The 18122-nt window shown below is 68.5% G+C and carries 15 protein-coding genes; 1 reads left to right on the forward strand and 14 read right to left on the reverse strand.

What is annotated here, in order from left to right:
• Window positions 1–667: 667 nt before the first annotated feature.
• The 9 genes from BN1197_RS01240 to BN1197_RS01280 all read right to left on the reverse strand — a co-directional run bounded on the left by BN1197_RS01240 (window position 668) and on the right by BN1197_RS01280 (window position 10580).
• Window positions 668–1915 (reverse strand): IS256 family transposase, encoded by a 1248-nt coding sequence (locus BN1197_RS01240; RefSeq protein ID WP_040155334.1) that lies wholly within the window; start codon window positions 1913–1915, stop codon window positions 668–670.
• Window positions 1916–2338: 423 nt separating this feature from the next.
• Window positions 2339–3250, reverse strand: coding sequence for a hypothetical protein (locus tag BN1197_RS01245; RefSeq protein WP_141397166.1), 912 nt, complete (start codon window positions 3248–3250; stop codon window positions 2339–2341).
• 229 nt (window positions 3251–3479) lie between these two features.
• Entirely contained in the window at window positions 3480–3857 is a 378-nt protein-coding gene (locus BN1197_RS01250) for an antitoxin HicB (protein WP_141397167.1), read from the reverse strand.
• Window positions 3854–4063 (reverse strand): type II toxin-antitoxin system HicA family toxin, encoded by a 210-nt coding sequence (locus BN1197_RS01255; RefSeq protein WP_082043515.1) that lies wholly within the window; start codon window positions 4061–4063, stop codon window positions 3854–3856. Before BN1197_RS01255 ends, BN1197_RS01250 begins: the two co-directional genes overlap by 4 nt.
• Before the next feature lie 305 nt (window positions 4064–4368).
• Window positions 4369–6045 (reverse strand): cell wall-binding repeat-containing protein, encoded by a 1677-nt coding sequence (locus tag BN1197_RS01260; protein ID WP_052465830.1) that lies wholly within the window; start codon window positions 6043–6045, stop codon window positions 4369–4371.
• A gap of 159 nt (window positions 6046–6204) precedes the next feature.
• Window positions 6205–7959: a hypothetical protein gene (locus BN1197_RS01265; protein WP_141397168.1), complete on the reverse strand. Its 1755-nt coding sequence runs from the start codon at window positions 7957–7959 to the stop codon at window positions 6205–6207.
• Between the two features lie 337 nt (window positions 7960–8296).
• The gene (locus BN1197_RS01270; RefSeq protein WP_040155473.1) at window positions 8297–9127 is read right to left on the reverse strand and encodes an aldo/keto reductase; all 831 of its coding nucleotides are present in this window, start codon (window positions 9125–9127) and stop codon (window positions 8297–8299) included.
• A 103-nt stretch (window positions 9128–9230) separates the two neighbouring features.
• On the reverse strand, window positions 9231–10145 hold the full coding sequence (locus tag BN1197_RS01275; protein WP_040155474.1) for a hypothetical protein: 915 nt from the start codon (window positions 10143–10145) through the stop codon (window positions 9231–9233).
• A gap of 18 nt (window positions 10146–10163) precedes the next feature.
• Complete coding sequence (locus BN1197_RS01280) at window positions 10164–10580, reverse strand: hypothetical protein (protein ID WP_040155475.1); 417 nt, start codon at window positions 10578–10580, stop codon at window positions 10164–10166.
• Window positions 10581–10924: 344 nt separating this feature from the next.
• Here BN1197_RS01280 and BN1197_RS01285 point away from each other — a divergent pair, with 344 nt between their 5' ends.
• A complete protein-coding gene (locus BN1197_RS01285; protein ID WP_040155476.1) occupies window positions 10925–12088 on the forward strand; it encodes an acyl-CoA dehydrogenase family protein in 1164 nt (387 codons plus the stop codon).
• Window positions 12089–12216: 128 nt separating this feature from the next.
• Here the strand turns inward: BN1197_RS01285 and BN1197_RS17470 are convergent, their stop codons facing one another.
• The 5 genes from BN1197_RS17470 to BN1197_RS01310 are packed head-to-tail and all read right to left on the reverse strand — an operon-like array spanning window position 12217 to window position 18094.
• Window positions 12217–13245: a 4Fe-4S dicluster domain-containing protein gene (locus BN1197_RS17470; RefSeq protein WP_040155477.1), complete on the reverse strand. Its 1029-nt coding sequence runs from the start codon at window positions 13243–13245 to the stop codon at window positions 12217–12219.
• Window positions 13242–13925: a TorD/DmsD family molecular chaperone gene (locus tag BN1197_RS01295; protein WP_176489688.1), complete on the reverse strand. Its 684-nt coding sequence runs from the start codon at window positions 13923–13925 to the stop codon at window positions 13242–13244. The genes BN1197_RS17470 and BN1197_RS01295 overlap by 4 nt, the downstream gene beginning before the upstream one ends.
• A 2-nt stretch (window positions 13926–13927) precedes the next feature.
• Window positions 13928–14968, reverse strand: a complete 1041-nt coding sequence (locus tag BN1197_RS01300) for a dimethyl sulfoxide reductase anchor subunit family protein (RefSeq protein WP_052465832.1) — start codon at window positions 14966–14968, stop codon at window positions 13928–13930.
• A 4-nt stretch (window positions 14969–14972) separates the two neighbouring features.
• A complete protein-coding gene (locus BN1197_RS01305) occupies window positions 14973–15581 on the reverse strand; it encodes a DMSO/selenate family reductase complex B subunit (RefSeq protein WP_040155478.1) in 609 nt (202 codons plus the stop codon).
• Between the two features lie 26 nt (window positions 15582–15607).
• On the reverse strand, window positions 15608–18094 hold the full coding sequence (locus BN1197_RS01310; protein WP_040155600.1) for a DMSO/selenate family reductase complex A subunit: 2487 nt from the start codon (window positions 18092–18094) through the stop codon (window positions 15608–15610).
• Window positions 18095–18122 lie beyond the last annotated feature (28 nt).

The following is an 18122-nucleotide window of genomic DNA, read 5'->3' on the forward strand; positions in this document are numbered from 1 at the left end:
GCCGTGGGATGCACGTACGCGGTCGGATCCCCACCCGAGAGTCCCTTGGCACGCCGCACCGTGCGGTTGCGAACACCGCGCAACCGGGCGCGCAGGCCTCCGCGACGTGAGAGTCCTGAGTTCATCGAGCGAGCTCCAAGGTGAGAGACCGGCGGACGTCCCCGCACGTGGGGGCCCGTGCGATCAGGGTACGTGGGGCCCGCATGACGCTCCGAGCATCACCACGCTCGAACAGGCCTTTCCACCCGCCTCAGCCGCTCGGACAGGCCTTTCCACCCGCCTCAGCCGCTCGGACAGGCCTTTCCACCCGCCTCAGCCGCTCGGACAGGCCTTTCCGTCCGGCTTCGGAAGACGAAAGTGCCTGTTCGAGCGGGCTGTCTCGGTCTGGCGTCTTCGCGCGTGTCAGAGGAATGGCCCGGACAGGCGGTTTGGCCCGGCCCGGTGCTCGAACAGGCCTTTCCACCCGCCTCAGCCGCTCGGACAGGCCTTTCCGTCCGGCTTCGGAAGACGAAAGTGCCTGTTCGAGCGGGCTGTCTCGGTCTGGCGTCTTCGCGCGTGTCAGGGGAGCCTCGGACAGACGGTTTGGTCCGGCGCGGTGCTCGGACAGGCCTTTCCGTCGGTCAAGTCCCTGGTAGTGGTGTAGCGCTGCGTTCTCCTTCTTGATGGGTCAGGCGGTCAGGGCGGGCAGGTCATCAGCTCCGATCTCGGGTTCGGTGTTGGGGACGATGTTGACCCGGCAGCGGGCGAGGACCTCGAGTCCGAGGTAGCGGCGGCCTTCGGCCCATTCGTCGGTCTGCTCGGCCAGGACGGCTCCGACGAGCCGGACGATGGCGTCGCGGGTGGGGAAGATGCCCACGGCGTCGGTGCGGCGCCGGATCTCGCGGTTGAGGCGTTCGGCGGGATTGTTGGACCAGATCTGGGTCCACACGTCCTTGGGGAAGCCGGTGAAGGCCAGGATGTCGGCGCGGGCGCCGTCGAGGTGGTCGTGGACCTCGGGCAGCTTTCCCTCGACGTAGTCCAGGAGTCGGTCGAACTGGGCGTGGACCGCGGGACGGTCGGGCTGGTCGTACACGCTGTGCAGCATCGCCTTGACCGCGGGCCACATGCTCTTGGGTGTCACCGACATGAGGTTCGCGGCGTAGTGGGTGCGGCACCGCTGCCAGGACGCTCCGGGAAGGTTCGCCGCGATCGCCTCGACCAGACCCTGGTGCGCGTCGCTGGTGACCAGCCGGACACCGGTCAGACCGCGGGCAACCAGGTCGGCGAAGAACTCGTTCCACACCGAGCCGGTCTCAGCAGTGGCCACGCGCATACCGAGGACCTCGCGGTGCCCGTCGCCGTTCACGCCGGTGGCCAGCAGCACGACGGCGTTGACGACCCGCCCGCCTTCGCGGAGCTTCATGGTCAACGCGTCCGCGGCGACGAACGTGAACGGCCCAGCTGCGTCCACCGGCCGGTGGCGGAACTCCTCGACGTGCTCGTCGAGCTCGGCCGCCATCCTCGAGACCTGCGACTTGGACAGTGAGTCGATCCCGAGGGTCTTGACCAGCTTGTCCATCCGCCGCGTGGACACGCCGGCGAGGTAGCAGTCCGCCACGACCGTGATCAGGGCGGTTTCGGCGCGCTTGCGGCGCTCAAGCAGCCACTCGGGGAAGTAGGTGCCCTTGCGCAGCTTGGGGACTGCGATGTCGATGGTCCCGACCCGGGTGTCCAGGGGGCGGTGACGGTACCCGTTGCGCTGCGCGGTCCGGCCCGGGCTGGGGCGGCCGTACTCGGCACCGACCACCGCATCAGCATCAGCCGAGAGCAGGGCGTTGATCATCGTCTGCAACAGCGAGCGCATCAGATCGGGTGAGGCTTCGGCGAGTGCTTCGCCCAGCAGACGTGCAGGGTCGACAATGTGGGGAGCGGTCATCGTGATGACTCCATTCGAGAGATCTGTGAGAGGTGAACTCGAAGGATCACGCGGTGGCCGCGCCTGCGTCCGACGTCCACGCCGGTGACGATCGACGACCGCGCTACACCACTATCAGGGACTCAACTTTTCCGTCCGCCTCAGCCGCTCGGACAGGCCGTTCCGTCCGGCTTCGGGAGACGAAAGTGCCTGTTCGAGCGGGCTGTCTCGGTCTGGCGTCTTCGCGCGCGTCAGAGGAATGGCTCGGACAGGCGGTTTGGCCCGGCCCGGTGCTCGAACAGGCCTTTCCACCCGGCCCAGGGGCTCGGACAGGCCTTTCCGTCCGGCTTCGGAAGACGAAAGTGCCTGTTCGAGCGGGCTGTCTTGGCCTGTTCGAGCGGATTCGGTGGGACGTGGTGGAACGCGGAGACGGACCTCGGACCGTCAGCGCCGCGGCAGCCCGTACTTCTTCAGCATGCGATCGACTTGGGCCGGGGTGTAGCGGGTCTTCTGCACCGATGCGGGGTTCTGCCCGGTCCAGTAGCGCGCGAACGATTCGGCCCAGACCTCGGCGGGCATGCCGACGTACGGACTCGACGTGAACGTCCTGCGCTTGGCGCCCTTGGTGACCTCGGTGCGCAGGCCGGCACCCTTGGGTAGATACGAGACGGCGTGGCCGAGTTCGTGCGCCGTGACGAACGACATCGACTTCACGTCGCGCGTCTCGAGGATCGCGATATCGCGCTTCGAGTACTGGATATAGCCGAGAACGGAGGCGTCCTTGACGGAGATGTCGGGCACCTTCCACGTGATCTGCGGAACGCAGCGAATGCGGTAGTTGCCGGCCTTCTTGGCGAGCCTCGGGTAGGCCGCGATCGCCTTGCGGCACAACTTCGGGGCGTCGGTGAGCGGGAGTCGCTCGGTGGCAGAGACCTTGGAGGCCGCCCAGCTCACCGACTGCGCCCACGCCTGCGGATCGAGTGTGCTGTTGACGGTGAGCACGGCGATGCCGTCGAAATAGAAGTCGTATCCCTTGGTCGTGCCCGGCCGGCAGACCACGGTGTGTCCGGACGGTGCCCACCATTTCGGCATCCGGGCCTTGACGTAATCGCGGCATTGCCGATCGCGCGCCGACATCTTCGTGGCGTCGGCCTTGCGCACTCGTGCCTTGATGTCGGGGACGCTGAGCCCGAGGAACGCGTCGCCCCGCTCGACCGCGGGTGAGTTCACGCCGGGCGCCGGGGCGACGGCAGGGTCCGACGCCGCGGTAGGAGCCGCATCCGCGGCAGACAGCGGCGCAGCTCCCGCAGCCACTGCGGCGAACGACCCGACCACGGCCAGCACGACCGACCTCATGACCCCACCCCCACCTCGCGTGATGCCGTGCGTGGGCATCACCGCACGGGCGGCCCGACGCACTCGACGGGGTCATCTTGCCTCACGAACGAGCCCACGGTTGGACGGGTGCCCAACTCATGCATCCCAGGGCATCAGCGCCAGCGGATTGCCGACGGCGCCCGCACCCTCAGGGTCATCCCCCGCACCATCTGTAGTTACCGCCGCGACGGCGTCGCGGCCGGTGCCCTCACTTCCCGACGAGTTGGGATACGCGCCCCTTACTCACGCCGATCGCCCCGGCAATGTCGGCGTAGCTGTACCCGGAGTCCTTCATCGCCTCGATGACATCGATCCGGGCCGCAGCCGACTGCGCCTCGACCGTCTCTCGCAGGCGAGTGAGGCGACGCAGCTCGAGCAGGGCAGTCTTGACCGGGCCGATCTCGGGAGTGAGCTCCACCCGCCCGTCGTAGCGGTCGAGGTCGAGCATCGTGCAGATGTAGTCCCGCACCTGACGGTCGGCCTGGTCGAGTGTCCCGACCTGGGTGACGCCGAGACCGTCGATGTGCAACTCCCATCCGTGCTCCCACTTGCGGGCAATCACTTCGTACATGTCTGCAGCGGTCACTTCATCCATCCTTCGGGTAGGAAGGTCAGCTTCTTGCGGGTGTCGTCCACGACCCCTGGCGAGACGTCCCTGGTTCGTGTGATGACGGCCATGTGTTTGCCGCATGGGCAGTACCACTTCTCGTGGTCGCCCTTGCCTGGCTTTGGAGTACAGCCGTGGCTGCGGAGTCTCCGGGCGAGATCGCGGTACTTCATGGGCTTCGTCATGAGTCTAAGTTTAGCCGACTAAACAAACAAGCGGCAAGGCAACTAACCGGCAATGGCCAGGTGAGACGCGACGACAGGTTGCGTCCGCAGACCACCATCCTCGATCTGATCGCCCTCCCTCAATCGTTGCCGTCACCAGACGTGAGTGGCGTGTCCATGCTGAAGATCCCGGCGCGCGGAGAAGCGCCCGAAGCAACGAGTCCTTCCCGATCTCCCATCGACCTTCCGGGGAATGGAAGACGCGCCCAACCCGATCGGGTAGGCGCGTCATTCCGTTCATCGACAGGCAGATCGGCGACCTGAGGTCATGACCGGCGCCAACCGTACTTTTCCAGTTCGTCGCAAGTGATCTGCTTACGGCCGAAGCCGTCGGGATATCCGACACACGTGGCCTGCGTGCGTGCCCACACCTCGGCGGGCATCGAGTTGTAGTCGCCACCACCCCAGTCGCTCTGCCCCGTGTAGACGGCGAAGCTCTGGCGCTGCTTCGAGGTCAGGTACGCGTACGACCAGGCGTGACTGAGTTCATGCGCGATGACCGCCCGCAAGGTGGGGCCGGAGAGGTCGGAGCGGATCTTGACGTTGCCCTTGACGAACTCCCCGTCATCGAGTGCGATCCACGTCTCGGTGACACCGAGAGTGTCGACACTGCCGAGGCTCGCCACACAGGAGATCGTGTATCGCGAATCCATGGGCACCGGCGTGAACGAGGCGATGACCGACTCGCAGGTCTCCGGCGGACGCACCGTGGCCGGCGGGGGCGTGTACGCCGTCGGTGCGGGTGCGGGTGCGGGTGCGGGGGCAGGAGCCGGGGTCGGCTCCGTGGGAGCCGGTGCGGGAGTGGGAGCCGGGACGACGTAACGAGGCAGGGCGCCCGTCGTCGCGTTCGGCACCTTCGCGGCGACGGCCCCGATGGCGGCCTCCGGCACGGCTCCCGGACCGCCGAGGGTGCCGAGGTTGCGAACTCCGAGACTGGTCAGCGTGTTGGCGACGCCCTTGGCGAGCGTGGTCGCGGAGGCCGGGGGAGTGAGCAGGATCGGGCCGTCGCCGAGCATGCCGCCCGCGACCGCGTCGGCGAACACGCTGCTGCCGGCGAGGTAGGCGACCCGGCTGCCGTTGGGAAACGCCGCCCGCGCCACGCGGTCGGCGGTGCCGTACCGGTCGGCGCCGGCGAGTCGTTGCGTCGGTCGTCCGGCGGCGGCGTCGGCGAGCGTGGCGTCCGCGATCGCGCCCGTTCCACCGAGGGCCGTGACCGTCTCAGCGCCGAGGGAGCCGACGAGAGCCTTGATCGCCGTCGGCACCGGGCCACGAGCGGGGACGGGGACGACCGGTCCGTCACTGAGCGAACTCCCGACGACGGCATCCGCCGTACCGCCGACCTGCGCGAGGTACACCCGGCGCGCGCCGTCGGGGAACGCGCGGCGGGCGATGGCGGCCGCGGTGGCATAGACGTCGTCGCTGCCGAGGCGGGTCGTCGGCCTGCCTTGAGCGGCCGCGGTCAGCACGCCGGAGGCCACCGAACGGGAACCACCGAGTGCCACGACGCGGGCGGGGTCGAGACGGCGGATCTCGGCGAGGACTGCTGCCGGAACCGTGCCGGTCGAGGGCACGAGCAGCACGGGACCGTCGGTGAGCGATGCGCCCGCGAGCGCCTCGTCGAGCCTCGTCCCTCCGACGACATACACGGTCTGTGCGGTGGCAGGCGTATAGGCGCGGCGGCTGATCTGGACGGCAGTGGCGTACCGATCGGCCCCCGCGAGACGGGTGGGACCGGCGGTGGCGCGATCGACGATCGGGGCGGTGCGGCCGGCCGCGACGACCGGGGTGTTGATGTCGGACGTGGTGGTCGTGGTGACGACGACCTTCGCATCGGTCGGAGACGGGGTGAGGGGGGTCGACGCGGAGGCCGACACCGGCGTGGCGAGGGCGATGCCGGCGACGATCGAGCAGGTGGCGAGGGCAGGCAGGACGCGAAGCGTCATGGGGCAGGCTCTCTTCCATGAGAGGGCAGGTGGCAGATCCTCGTCCTGAGGACCCCTCCCCATCGGCGGCCGAGACGCCCGCCTTACTGCGTGCCTGCGCGGCGTCGGTGGCACGACCGGGCGACGCGACCGTGCCGCGCGGCCGATTCGGGTGCGTCGCTAAGACGCCCGGTTGCCGGCGACCCTCGGCCGAAGGAGCTTGACGTCGTATCCAAGATGGTGGCGGAACGTCGCGACGACCTCGTAGTCGTCCTCGGTTCGTCCGAGTGCCAGCAGAAGCTCGGGGATCCGTCGGCGTGACTGCGGCGCGTCGAGCACCCAGGCCCGGTCGAGTACGCCGGGATCCTCGGCCTCGTGCGTTCGGACGGCCTCGAGCGCGGCCGCCGTGCTCCCGGGATACCCGCCGAGCAGCCACGAACTGCCGACGGGGCGGCCGCCGAGCTGACGGATGTAGCCCGGCGAGGCGCCGGTGACGTCGAGGATCGGGACGCCGTCGAGGTCGTGCTCGCGCGCGAGGCCCGCGAGGCGGCGAGAGGTGTCGGCGTCCTCGGCCGTGAGCCGCAGCTCGGCGCCCTCGGGGGAGACGACCGCCGGCCCGGTCGCCTCTGCGTCCGACCACCCGCGCATCGGTGATGCATAGCGGTAGGAGTAACCGAGGCTCGTGATCGTGACGACCAGCAGCAACAGTGCGACCCCGGTGGCGAACGCGCGCTGGATCGCCGGACGCGCGGAGAGGACGACGACACCCGCGGCCACCCAGAACACCGCCGCTCGCGACTGCGCGATCCAGTAGTTGCCGTTCGTGCCGACGACGTAGGCCAGCGGAAGCACCGCCAGCGCGAGGACGACGATGACCTCGTCGACGTGTCGTCCGGACGGGTGAAGACGCGTGTTCGAGCGCGTGAGGGGCCCGACAACGACGGCGAGTGCGGGGATCCACCACCACGCCAACATCGCGACGGGGGAGGTGGATTCACCCGACGCGTCCATCACGGTGAGGGCTGCCGCCGCGATCGCGAGGAACGCCGACGCGCCCGCGAGGATGCCGAGCCAACGCCGCCCGTCGACGGCTGCCGCCAGCATGAGACAGATCGCGGACACTGCCGTCATGATCGGAGGGTCGACGAGACCGCCGATGACGAACGGGTCGAGGCGGACGAGGTCCTCGTGCCCCTGCAACAGAGACACGCTGCGAGCACCCGCGGTGTAGAAGTCGACGAACCACCGTGGGCCGTGACCGACGAGAGCCATGAGGGCGACGAGCGCGGCGCCGCCTCCGACCGAGATGCCGCCGACGACGTGGGCGATGAACCGCGCCCGGTGTGTCGACGTCGCGATGAGCGCGACGGCGGCGAGGACCGTCAGCGCTGCGATCGCTGCTCCGGTCGTCGCCTTGCCCGCGAAGGCCACGACGCCCCCGACTCCGAGAAGCACCGGGCCGAGCCACGTCTGACGGAGTGTGATGGTGGGACTGCCCGTCCGAGCGGGGGCGTCTGGAGGCGCGTCGAGGCGGCGGGTGGAGTCAGCGGCAAGCAGCAGCCCCGTCGCCCAGAGGCATCCGCCCCAGAACGCGAGTGTGTTGTAGCTCGGGGTGAGAGGGAAGTAGAGCAGCGGCCCGAGCCCGAATCCCGCGGTGACGATCGTGACGAGCAGCACCGATGCGCGTGTCGGCTCGGCGCCGTGACGGCGCGTTGCGGTGCGTGCGGCGGTGAACCCCAGCACGCCCGCGAGAAGCACGGAGATCGCGGCCCCCACCAACCGGAGTCCGACGATGCTCCCACCGAGCGCCACGAACAGCGGATGGAGCAGGTATCCGAAGAGGAAGACCGTCGACCGGCTGTCCTCCGGATGGGCGAGAAGCAGCAGGTATTGGCCCTCGTCGGTGCGATCGAGCCCCCAACCGAGACGCGTCACGTGGAGTACCGCAGCGAGGATGACCAGGCCTGCAGCGGCCCAGAACCACGCGCCTCCCCGCGCGTGCGGCCGACGACCCGGCACCCCCACCGCACCTGACTCCACGAACGCCCTCCCGACACCGGCCACCCGTGTCAGTGTCCCAGGACGCCCCGTATGCCCCGGCACGCCACCCCGAGCACCCCGCTCGAACAGGCACTTTCACCCGAACACCCGCTCGGACAGGCTCTTTCACCCCATCTTGCGCGGTGAAAGAGCCTGTCCGAGCGCTGACTGCATGTCGGTGTCACACGGGCAGCACGTCGGCTTCACGCCGGTGCGGCATCGCGTGGTCGAGTCACATCTCCTCGTGCGTGTTCGGGTCGCCGCCGAAGAGGCGGCCGTCGGGCTTGCCGAGGCCGGTGATCGCCTCGACCTCGGCGTCGGTGAGCTCGAAGCCGAAGACGTCGAGGTTGGTGCGCTGGCGCTCCGGGTTGGCCGACTTGGGCAGCGGCAGCGACCCGATCTGGAGCTGCCAACGGAGGATGACCTGCGCCGGCGTGACTCCGTGCGCCTTGGCGGCGTCGGCGACCGGGGCCTCGTCGTAGGCGGCGTCGCGCTTGCCGAGCGGACTCCACGACGAGGTCTGGATGCCGAGCCGCGCGTGCACGGCGCGCATGTCGACCTGCGGGAACCGGGGGTGCAACTCGATCTGGTTGACCGCGGGGATGACGCCGGTGGCGTCGATGATCTCCTGCAGGAGGGGCTCGGTGAAGTTGCTCACGCCGATCGAGCGGACGAGCCCCTGCTCGCGCGCCTCGACGAGTCCCTCCCACGTGCGCACGTACTTGCCCTGGCTCGGGTTGGGCCAGTGGATGAGAACGAGGTCGAGACGGTCGAGGCCCATGACCTCGAGCGAGGCCTCGATCGAGGCGATCGCCTTGCCCCGGCCGTGGTCACGACCGGGCACCTTGGTCGCGATCTGCACCTCGTCACGGGGGAGTCCGCTGCGGCGCAGGGCCTCGCCGACCTCGTACTCGTTGCGGTAGTTCACGGCCGAGTCCAGCAGGCGGTACCCGACCTCGAGTGCGCTGGTCATCGCGGCGATCCCGTTCTCACCGCGCAGGGGGTAGGTGCCGAAGCCGATCTTGGGCAGCGTGGTTCCGTCGTTCAGCTCGTAGGTCTCCATCGCCCCACGCTATCGCCGGGTCTGCGAGGGCACGACCGGACCCGCGTCGGTGGGCTCGACGTGGGCCGGTGGCAGCGGAGACGACGTCTGCGACAGCGGAGACTCAGGCCGCCGCGACCGGCATGAACCCGCGTTCGACCGCCCAGGTGCGGGCGTCGTCCGCGAGGGCGTCCCAATCCTGGCCGGGGTTCATCACGCCCAGCTCGACGTGGCAGCCGAGGTTGGGGGTCGCGGCGTAGAGCAGGTGCGGGTCGTCGGCGTTGCGGCCGGCGCGCATCGACAACGCGACCCGGAACGGCACGAGGAACACGGCACGAGCGACTCCACGTGCGCTGGGCACGAAGTCGCCGCGAGGGCCGAAGAAGAACTCCTTGCCGTGGTACGGGTGCTGCCCCTGATAGAGCACGCACGTCTCGTGGTCGAGGTAGCGGTTGCGGAACGGCACCATCGCCTGCCGGAAGATCGGGTAGTCGGCGCGCAGGGCGCCGAGCCGGGCCCCGAACGTGCTCGCGGTGCTGATGACCGGCGTCCACGTGAATCCGTCGGCCTCGATGCGCGGACGCTCCGGCCAGCCTTGCGGGTACTGGTAACCGTCGGGGTACTCGCGTTCATTGGCGAGGCCGGGGGTGGCACCGTACAGCGCGACGTAGGAGATCGCCGGTTGCTTCTCGGCGGCGACGAGGGCCTCGACCGCGTCGGGAGTGTGGAGGTAGTCGTCCTCGCAGAAGTACACGATGTCGTCGTCCGGCCAGTCGCTCTCGATGGCGAGCCGCAGGCCGGTGACGTAGCTGCGACGCATCCCCACCGGGCCTCCGGCGATCGTCATGACCTCGCCGAACTGCTCGAACAGGCGCATCCGGTCCTCAGGAACCGGCCCGTCGTTCAGCCACGTGACGCGCAGGTCGGCGTTCTCGGCCGCGCGCGCGAACGACGCCGCGCACAGCAGTTTGCTGAACCACGCCGGACGGGACTTGAGATTCTCGCCCCCGTACGAGCGGTAGATCAGGTGGACCGTCATGTGTGCTCCCCAATGACGTTACAGATGGCCCCCGCCACCGAGTCTCTTGACCGACTCCACGGCAACTACTATCACGGCCGCCTGTATGAGCACCGACATCCCGGTAACGATCAGAATCACGGGGTGGGCAGCGGCCTGACCGGAGCCGAAAACCGGTTCGAGCGCCCGCGCCGCGAGCACCACTGCGACCCCGACGAGGAGGCAGTTCGCGGTCACCGCGAGGCCTCGCCGGCGCACCCACGACCGATTCTCCAGCGTCACCGCCGTGGACGCGAATGTGACGGAGGTCGCTACGGCTCCCAACGCGCCGACCATCTCGCCGCCGAACAGCAGGCTCGCGGCCCCGACCGCTCCGAATCCCGCACCGACGACCAGTACGACGACCCAGGTGCGCGTCTCGAGGGGGAAGAGGGTTCGCGACGCTGCCACGCTCACCTGCCGATCTCCTCGAAGTCGCGCCCTCGCAGGCGACGGCCGTTCCGGCGCTGCGGGATTCCTGCGGAATCGATCTCCCATCGGCCGTTCGACGCGGTAGTTGACGTGCCCGACAAGCCTGTGGAAAAACTTTGCGATTCGAGGAGAAACGGAAGACGAACAGGCCTCTGACCTGCGGACGTGCGACCTGAACGCGCTTCGGACGGGCGCCACGAAGGTGCTCTTTCCTCGTTTCGACGGCGTCGCCCGCGAAGGTGTGCGGGCGCTGCGACCGGGCGAGTGCGAAGGCGTCTGCCGGGGCTCGATCACCGTCACCGGCGCCCGCCGAGGGCTAGTCTTCGGCCATGACCGGCAACCGTGATTTCGACCTGTTCAAGACCACCGACGACCACGAAGAGCTGCGCGCCGCGATCCGGGCTATCAGCGAGCACCAGATCGCGCCCCACGCGGCCAAGGTCGATCACGACAAGGTCTTTCCGCAGGAGGCACTCGACGCGCTCGTCGCCTCCGACTTCCACGCCCCGCACGTGCCCGAGGAATACGGCGGCATGGGCGCCGACGCTCTCGCCACGTGCATCGTCATCGAAGAGGTCGCCCGCGCCTGCGCGAGCAGCAGCCTCATCCCCGCCGTGAACAAGCTCGGCTCGATGCCGGTGATCCTCGGCGGCGACGAGGAGATCAAGAAGAAGTACCTGGCCCCGCTCGCCAAGGGCGACGTGATGTTCAGCTACGGACTCTCCGAGCGTGAGGCCGGCTCCGACACCGCCTCGATGAAGACCCGTGCCACCCGTGACGGCGACGACTGGATCCTCAACGGACAGAAGTCGTGGATCACGAATGCCGGTGTCTCGGAGTACTACACGGTTCTCGCCGTCACCGACCCCGAGGGGCCGCGCGGGCGCAACATCAGCGCGTTCGTCGTCGAGAAGTCCGACGAGGGGTTCACCTACGGCGAGCCCGAACGCAAGCTCGGCATCAAGGGCAGCCCCACCCGCGAGCTGTTCTTCGACAACTGCCGCATCCCCGGCGACCGCATGATCGGCCCCGAGGGCACCGGCCTCAAGCTCGCGCTGCGCACGCTCGACCACACCCGCGTGACCATCGGCGCGCAGGCCGTCGGTATCGCGCAGGGCGCCCTCGACTACGCGATCGGCTACGTCAAGGAGCGCAAGCAGTTCGGCAAGGCCATCGCCGACTTCCAGGCCATCCAGTTCATGCTCGCCGACATGGCGATGGAGCTCGAGGCCGCCCGCCAGATGGTCTACGTCGCCGCGAGCAAGTCCGAGCGCGACGACCCCGATCTCGGCTTCTTCGGTGCCGCCGCCAAGTGCTTCGCCGGCGACGTGGCGATGAAGGTCACCACCGACGCCGTCCAGCTCCTCGGTGGCGCCGGCTACGTCGAGGACCACCCCGTCGAGCGCATGATGCGCGACGCCAAGATCACCCAGATCTACGAAGGCACCAACCAGATCCAGCGCCTCGTCATGGGCCGCATGCTCGTGAAGTGACCCGTCGGCTCCGGTAGCGCCGAGACAGCCGCCGATTCCGGCCCTCTTCGTCCCGACCCGTGTACGCGGGGTGGTCGAGGCCGGAATCGGCGGCTGTCTCGGCGTTCTGGGTGTGTGGCCGGGCGCACCTACGCTCGCGCTCCGGCGATCTCCGCCGGCAGGATCGAGCCGAACGGATTGGCACGCCGATACGCGCACACCTCACAGAGGTCGGCTCCACGATCCGGGGTGTGCGCGCCACAGCGTGCGCAGACGCGGGTCTCGACGACGGCCAGCGGCAGGACCTGCGGTCGCAACTGCTCGCTCCAGCGGGCGCGACGGCGGACGGACAGTGCCTCTGCGGGACACGACTCGAGGCAGGCACCGCATCCGGAACAGGCGTCGACGCGTTGCTCGAGCACGCCGGCACCGGTTTCGATCCGCATCGTCAACGCCGCCTCGGGGCACGTCCGTACACAGACCGCGCAGGCCGTGCAGCGGGAGGCGCGCAAGAGCAGGCCGGGGCCTGCGGTTGCCGCGGCGATCGCAGGATCAGGGCCGGCTCCAGGGCCCGGCGTGTGGGCGTCACGCTCCATGAGCACGGACGCGTCACGCTCCATGAGCACGGACAACGCCGCGAGGAGGTCGGCGTGGTCGGTCCCACCGTCCTCGGCGATCTCCGCCTCCGTTGCGTGGGGCGGCAACGCGGTGGTCGTTCTGCCGGGATCGTGGGCCCCCAGCATCGTGCGCCGAGGCAGGGGCATCGACGCGCCGTTCATGACAACCGGCGCGCTCGCCGGTAGGGAGCCCCCGTCGCTCGGCGGTGGCTCGACGACCGCGGAAAGGCGCGGGCTCGTGACGCGTCCGGGCCCTCCAGCGGGAGTGAACAGGGCGGTCAGATCGGCGAATCGATCGAGCGCGGCGTCACGTCGCTCGCATCCGTCGAGCAGGAGGACGACGTCGAGGGCGCCGTCCACGAGGAGGCCGACCACCTCTGAGCGGGGCACCGTCGCGAGGCAGCCGGGCACTCGCACGACCAGCGACCGGACGCTCGCCTCCGACTCCGGACGCGGCGACCGGGGATCCGGGTGTTCGGCGCAGGCGAGCGCGAGACGGACCGGAGCGGCCTGCGCGCGGGTCCAGGCGCGGACGGCGCCCAGGTCGGGAGGCGTGCTCATGGCACCGGCTCCATGAGCACGGGCAGTGCAGTGAGGAATCCGCGCGTGAGTTCGGCGACGCCCCGGTAGAAGTCGGTGCCGGCCTGCGTCGCCACGAGGTCACAGAAGGGCGGTCCCCACGACAGCAGATGGGCGGTGACGAAGCCACGGATTCCGTCGGCGAACACGCTCGCGCTCGCGCGATCGCCCTCGTCATCGGCCTCTGCCGCCCACCCGGCCAGCGTCGCGACGAACTCCAGCTCGAGACCGACGTGATCGTCCGGCTCCCGGCCGAGCCGGGGAGCGCTGAGTCCGTAATGGCGGTACCACCCGCGGACATCGAGCGTCTCGGGCTCGAACAGAAGGCCTTCGCGTGACGTGTGCACGGACTCGTACGGCGCGGCCTTCATCGCGCCTGGTCCGACGAACAGAGCCGTGTGATCGGCTCTGATCCGGGCATGATCGTGCGGCCGTGCGAGCAGCTCGAGCCCTCGCCGCGTGGCCATGTCGTCGGCGGAGATCGGCCATGAGTCGAGGACTCCCGGCTCGCCCAGCCGTGCGAGAGCGTTCTCATCCGGTGGCGCATAGAACCACCGGGACAAGGGCACGGCGGCCGCCGCGATGGCGTCCAGTGCCTGCGGAGTGGGCGGCGGGAGAGGCGGGTTCGGCGCCTCCGGCCAGGGCAGGGGAGTCGTTGCCACCATCACATCCCGATCCGCTGCATGGACTCGTAGAACGCGGCGCGCGCGATGAACTCCGAAGCGAGCACGAGGACGAAGGCCGCTGTCATGACCGCGGCGACCCGTTCGCGACGTCCCCACTCTCGGTGCTGCAGGCCCGCGGCACCGGCACCCGGTGTCGGGCGGCCTGCGCTCGGATCGACCTGATCGGCGCTCGCCACGTGCGCTGCGGCGGCCAGCCGAAAGAGGAAGAGGCCGAGGAGGCCTGCGCCGAGGATCGACAGGACGAAGCGGGCGATGGCGACGCCACCCGTGTACGACTCGGCGCTGCGCAGACCGATCTGGCCGAGGCCCATGAGGTGGGTGAGCGTGAGCACGTACCAGACGAGCTGCAGGAGGAGGAGCACGATGCCGGCGACGGCGATCGCCCGCAGAGAGGCGAACATGAGGCTCTCACCGGAGGGGGAGAGCTGCCCGCCACCCAGACGCGCCGCGAGGCGGCCTCGGAACGCTCCTCGTCGCCGCAGCATGGCGACGGTGACGAAGGCGGTTCCGACGGCGAAAGAGCCGAGCAACAGAGCAGTGGTGAAGAATCGGGCCATCGTCAACCAGGTGTGCCAGGCCGGAACGGTTGAGAGGGACATGTAGACCATGCTCATCGCGACGAGCAGGACGACACCCAGCACGGCCGTGAGCAGAGCAAGGCCCTGTCGAAGCCGGGGGCTCCCGATCCGGAAAATCTGGCAGGCGGCGTAAGCGAACCCGCTCGCGGCGAACAGAATGCCCGAGACGATCTCGCGGCTCAGCCACGACGTCTCCAGGTGACGAAAGACGTTGAACACGTGGAACACGTCGTTCATGTGGAACATCGATGCACCGAGGCCGAGGACGAGGGCGCCGCCCACGGCCAGGACGGCCGGGTCGCTCAGCTCCTCGACCTCTGCCGCGCCGTATCGCCTGCTCAGCCTGGCGCCGATCGTGATGACGCCGAGCACGATGAATGCGCCGACCGACATCTGCGCGAGGATGGTGAACAGGAGCATGGGGAGTTCGTGCACGTTCATCGCGTCAGATCTCCTCGGGGTTGGCGATGTGCCCGGTTCCCGAACCGGTGGGTTGTGCGTCTCGGTGTGGTTTGACCACGAGGTTGGGGCGGGTGATCGACGCATCGGGCAAAGGCTCGGTGGTGGCCCCCTCGCCGTAGACCTTCTTGAGATCGTCGATCTCACCCCAGTCCAGTGCGCGCGACGGGCACGCGGCCACGCACGCCGGCCGCATTCCCGCCTGGCGGTAGTCGTAACAACCGTCGCATTTGCTCATGTGCCCGGTCTCCGCGTTGAACTGCGGGGCGGAATACGGGCACGCCCATTCGCAATAGCGGCAACCCACGCACTTGTCGGCGTCGACGTACACGGTGCCGTCATCGCGAACCGACATCGCCGTGGTGGGGCAGACCTTGACGCAGATGGGATCCGCACAGTGATTGCAGGAGATGGAGGTGTAGTACGTGAAGACGTTGGGGGCGAGGGAATCACCATCGCGGCTCCATGTGCCACCGGTGTACTCGACGACACGGCGCCACTTCACCCCCACCGGCAGGCTGTGCTTGTCCTTGCAGGCCATCTGACACGCCTTGCAGCCGTTGCAGGCGCTCTGGTCGAACGCGAAACCCTGCATGGGAACTCCTTTCGAGAACAGAAGAATCAGACGGGCCGGCCGACGCGTGGCGCCGGAGCGCCCGCGCCCTCGGGAACGTCGGTCGCCAATTCGACCTGTGCGAGCACCGTGTGCTGGGCGTTGCCCTTGGCGAGCGGCGTGGGGTGCTGGCTGGTGAGCACGTTCGCGACTCCGCCGTGGTCGGTGCCGTCGGGACCGCGTTCGAGCCACGCGCCCTGAGGGACGGAGACGACGCCGGGCATGATGCGTGGCGTCACCATGACCGGCAGCGTGATGCGGCCCCGATCGTTGTGGACGAGGATCCGGTCGCCGTTCTCGATGCCCCGGTCCTGGGCGTCGATCGGGTTCATCCACGCCTTCTGTGGATGCGCTTCGCGGCTGTAGGCGAGATTGCCATAGGTGGAGTGGGTGCGGCCCTTGAAGTGGTGGCTGATGACCTGCAGCGGATAGCGTGCGTTGGTCTTCGCCTCGACGGCCCCCTCCCAGGTGTCGATGTGTTCGGGCAACGCCGTGATCCGATCACCCTTCTGCGGATTGAGGAAGGTCCAGGTCTTTGCGATCTCCCACAACTCGGTGGAGAAGATCTCGACCTTGCCCGACGGCGTCTCGAGGGGGTTCTTCTTCGGGTCGTCGCGGAACTCCTTGAGCGCGACGGTGAGGCCTTCTGGGTTGTGGTACCGGTGGACGCCCTTCTTGCGCATGCCCTCGAAATCGGGGAACTTGAACTGCGGGTTCTCCTTGACCGTCTCGGCCTGCATCTGCCTGGCCCATTGTTCGAGCGTGCGTCCTTGCGTGAACTCCTTCTCGACCCCCATGCGCTTGGCGATCTCGGTGCACATCTCGTATGCGGGTCTGGAATCGAACAACGGCTCGATGGCCTTCTCGCACATGATGAGATAGGCCATGTCGCCGGTGTACTCGTTGGGGACGAGGTCCCAACGCTCGGAGGTCGTCGTGTCGGGCAGCACGAGGTCGGCGAGCTGCGCCGACGGCGACATCTGGTTGTCGACGACGCAGATGAACTCGGCGAGGCTCTCGTCGGTGAGGATCTCGCGCGTTCGATTGACGTCGCCGTGCTGGCTCGCGAGAACGTTGCCGCCGTAGCTGAGGATGAACTTGATGTTCGTCGGCAGCCGGTCGACTCCCCGCACGCCGTCGGTCGTCGCCGTCATCTCCGTTCCGCGCGTGATCGCGTCCGTCCACCCGTAGAACGAGATCTGCGCCTTGACGGGGTTGTCGCCGTCGGGGAACCACTTCGTGACCGGCCAGAAATAACCCTCACGCCCGCCGGTGCCGCCGCCGGGAATGCCGATGTTCCCGGTCATCGCCGCGAGTGTGTAGATGGCGCGAGCGACGTTCTCGCCGTTGGCGTGACGCTGCGGCCCCCAGCCCTGCGTGATGTTCGCCGGCTTCGTCGTCGCCAGTTCACGTGCGAAGGAGACGATGACGTTCTCCGGGACCCCGGTGATCGCGGATGCCCACGCCGGCGTCTTCTCCGTCTGATCCGGGCCCTTGCCGAGAATGTAGCTCTCGTATGAGTTGCCCGCCGGGATGCCCTTCGGCATGTGGGCTTCGTCGAAGCCCTGGCAGTAGGTGTCGAGGAAGGCCTGGTCGTGGAGCTTCTCGGTGATCATGACGTGAGCCATTCCCGCAACGAGGGCGGCATCCGTGCCGGGGCGGGGCGCGATCCATTGGTCGGCGAGCAATGACGCCGAGTCGGTGTATCGCGGATCGACGACGATGATGCGCAGGTTCGCCTTGGCCTTCGCCCACAGCGAGGTGAACGTGTTGCCGCCGCCCGACATCCGGGTCTCCTGCGGATTGTTGCCCCACAGGACGAGCAGCCGCGAGTTCGTTGCGGACTCCTCGAACGAGTTCGACATCTGCTCGTCGGGATTGCCGTAGTGGAACTTCGTACACGTGCCGATCTGGCCGTAGCTGTAGTTGCCGTAGTAACCGAGGTAGCCGCCGAGCAGGTTGAAGAGCCGCGCCCATCCGCCCGAGGTGCCCAGGTGCGCGTTCCACACACCGGACCCGTACGTCTTGAACACCGCCTCGTTGCCGTACGTGTCGATGGTGTGTTTGAGCTTCTCGGCGAAGAGGTCGAACGCCTCGTCCCAGGAGATCTCCGCCCACTGGTTGTCGCCACGCTTCCCGGTCCGCTTGAGCGGGGTCTTGATGCGGTCGGGGTTGTAGATGCGCTGACGCATGTTGCGTCCACGGACGCAGGCGCGGATCTGACGGTTGAGCAGCGAGTCGTCGCCGGTGTTGTCCGGCAGGACGCGAACCACCGTTCCGTCCTGGACCTGCAGCCGAAGAGGGCAACGAGATCCGCAGTTGACGACGCAGGCCGACCACACGGTGTGCCCCGAGGCGGGGACGGCCCCCGGCGCGGAAGAAGCAGGAGCCGGCGGCCGAGCGCAGCCACCGAGTAGCGCAGCACCACCACCGGCGATCGCGCTCCACTGCAACAGCGAGCGGCGGGAGAACTCCGAGGCGAGCGGGCTGCTCATCATCAGACTCCTTCGTTGGATTCGGGAA

This window comes from Mobilicoccus massiliensis (assembly GCF_000826525.2).
Classification (GTDB): Bacteria; Actinomycetota; Actinomycetes; order Actinomycetales; family Dermatophilaceae; genus Mobilicoccus; species Mobilicoccus massiliensis.